At 37.8% G+C, this 2,674-nt stretch carries 2 protein-coding genes and 1 pseudogene; 1 reads left to right on the top strand and 2 read right to left on the bottom strand.

What is annotated here, in order from left to right:
* Positions 1-98 precede the first annotated feature (98 nt).
* Complete coding sequence (locus DXB44_RS14265) at positions 99-380, top strand: DUF6061 family protein (protein WP_015536560.1); 282 nt, start codon at positions 99-101, stop codon at positions 378-380.
* A gap of 776 nt (positions 381-1,156) precedes the next feature.
* Here DXB44_RS14265 and DXB44_RS14255 read toward each other — a convergent pair.
* Positions 1,157-2,083 carry a trypsin-like serine protease gene (locus DXB44_RS14255; protein ID WP_005924705.1) on the bottom strand — a complete coding sequence of 309 codons (927 nt, stop codon included), beginning with the start codon at positions 2,081-2,083 and terminating at the stop codon, positions 1,157-1,159.
* Between the two features lie 210 nt (positions 2,084-2,293).
* Positions 2,294-2,674 (bottom strand): annotated as a pseudogene (locus DXB44_RS14250) (hypothetical protein); the annotation flags it as partial.

Raw genomic sequence — 2,674 nt, 5'->3', positions numbered from 1 at the left:
GATGCAGGATAGTGCGGTTGGGTGACTCAAGAGAAAGAAAAAAGAGACCTCATCTCGTCAAAAAACTAAATCATAAAAGCATCAAAGAGGGCATTCAAATGAAACAAAATCGAATTTTTGACCAGAATAGTTCTCAAAAAGCACGTTCTTGGCACTATAATATGGACACCAACCGAGCGGAAGCCCAGTTCGCTGATGGCTCTGCCATTGCCATTGACTGCCTTGCCATCGAGGACGAATACGGCAATACCCCGGCACAGCGAGCTGAACTTGATTGGCTACTATACAACAAGCCCTTGGAGTGCGTCCAGCTTGTGCTGAGTGGTGAGATTGAGCATTATCTCTCACTTGGCTGTGACCATGGCAAACTGAAAGACTAACCTCTAAATAGGCCAAACAACCCGCTACTTGCAGTCGCTGCAAATGGCGGGTTGTTTGCTTATTTTAAGTTTTTCCTTTGCTCATAGTAGTGCAAAATCAATGTAGTGCAAAATCAATGGCCCAACGGTCAAAGAAATCACAAATATCAGGCAAATCTACTGGTTTCTTATAAATGTCATTCTAAAATTCAATGGATTTTGCTATTTCTAGCACTTGTTTTTTCGACACGAAAGTCGATTTAACCCTATATTTTATGTATCTCTCGATGATTTCAAGTTTGCCATTTTGGGGGCTTGATTATTGAGAAAATTCTAAATTCCAAAAAGGTCTATCATTTTCATCAATCGCATCGTTATTGAGAATAAGCACTGCACCACCACTTAACAGAGGAGGCAGCTGTAAATAGCTTATATTATTTATTGAGAAAATGAAACGCTATTGCAACAGTTGAATACTGTATATTTTATCAAATTGATACGGATCTGATAGCAACACCTTACCGTTTGATATCACAAGAATGCTTTCGCCTTCTTTAAGATACGACAACTGAAGATTTCCTTTCAAGTAGTTTGATACGCCATAAATTATATAATTGTCATCCGTATCATATAATTGATTTTTTGCAGTCGCATAAATACAATTGTTCTTCAGGTCAACTTCTTCAATTATAAGTTCCGATTTTTTTCTTCCGAATGTATTCGATTGAAATAGAATGCAGAGAACCACTGCCACAAATGCTATGCCAACCATAATCTTCCGTTTGCATTTCATTTTATCAACCTCTGTATGAAAGGAACAGCGTATAAAGCGATTGTGTTATTCTCAATGCCCCTGTATAAGAAGTTGGATATGAAGAACCATCAATTGTGCTTCCATCTTTATGGATTCCGATAGCTACATACCCAGCTCCAGAAATATATTCTACAAGAGGACCACCACTAAAGCCACCTGTCAAATCCCAATCGCCCTTGAGATATTTTGAAGTCTGACTTCTAATATACCCAGAAGATTTACACATCCGATATCTCGCATCGGCACCATTTATTTGGCTCGGATAGCCATAAGCATACACCAACTGTGATGATGAATAATTGCTAGACTGCCAATGTAACCCAAGCCATCCCGTTTTCGTTCCTAAATTATTCTTGAGCGTAATAATCGCCCAATCCTCCGAACTTGTTCCAGCAAGATAAGAATCACTAACAATCATCGAACTTGCCGATACATTTTCGCTTCCAAAAGGTTTACTATTATCAGATCGAGCAGGTGCGACATTTACCGACTTAACGTAGGCTTTTTCCTTTATACTGTATAGATTATGTGCTGCTGTTGCAAGTGCATTAGGCCCAATCATAAATCCAGAACCATAATTTGTCCCTCCATTATTGGTCGTTATCTGTAGGCATACCGTACTACAATATGGTGTTGCCGTTGGATTATCAACAACAGTGATATCATTGCTTCCGATAATCGCATACAGATCGGATAGATCAATATCCGAAATCTTTCCATTTGGAAAATAGCCTGCAGTTGTCTCTCCATCCGTGAAGGAATTGGTTTCAACTATAATTTCCTCTATAGATTCTTCTTTTGTATCAAAATCGTATCTATGGTATCTCTCGATATGAGATTTGCTTCCATCACTTTGATTATCTGCAAAAGCAGTCAGCCCAGAGTTAAGCTCCATTGAAGAAAGAGCCACAATCCCACTTGCTTTCAAAAAAATTCTACGAGATATTTTTTCACTAGCTATTTTAATTTTCCTTCTTTACTTTTAGAGTATACACAAGATTTCTTATACATCAGTTGCTCTGCATTGGAAACACCTCCGTAAAATTTTTCATACGTTAGAGCCATCCTTATTTTAGATTTCAACTTTTACTTTCGCAAAAAAATAAATACCACTGATTTTTTATCCAATAGCCGTGCTAAGATTTATCTCTATGGGATTCAACACATGCGTCTGCTGGCACAACCAAGCCCAATTGTTCACTGTAGTAGTAAACAAGTCGTCATAGTTGTTGTCATATGCAAAATCAAATGTGTCATGAACGGTAATCAAGTAATACATTATAGAATTACCAATCATGAAGCCTGTTCCAGAGGTGCTTACCCTATGCAATGCATAGAATAAATCTGCATTATCAGACTTTTGAATTGTAAAAGACCAACTTCCTCCACTAAAATCTTTCAAGCCACTATTAAGTACTTTGTTTTTATAATTATTAAAAACTGTTGTCGTGTTTAACTTGTCAAGCAATGGCGTCGAAGAATCCGTCACACTCTCAGAATA

The organism is Faecalibacterium sp. OM04-11BH, from assembly GCF_003482185.1.
Lineage (GTDB): Bacteria > Bacillota > Clostridia > Oscillospirales > Ruminococcaceae > Faecalibacterium > Faecalibacterium tardum.
Note: the sequence above shows the minus strand (reverse complement) of the source record. Positions and strands in the feature narration are given on the sequence as shown.

What these genes read in the sequence shown, in the direction of transcription:
- DXB44_RS14265 (WP_015536560.1), top strand. Translation starts at nt 99, where the DNA reads ATGAAACAAAATCGAATTTTTGACCAGAATAGTTCTCAAAAAGCACGT.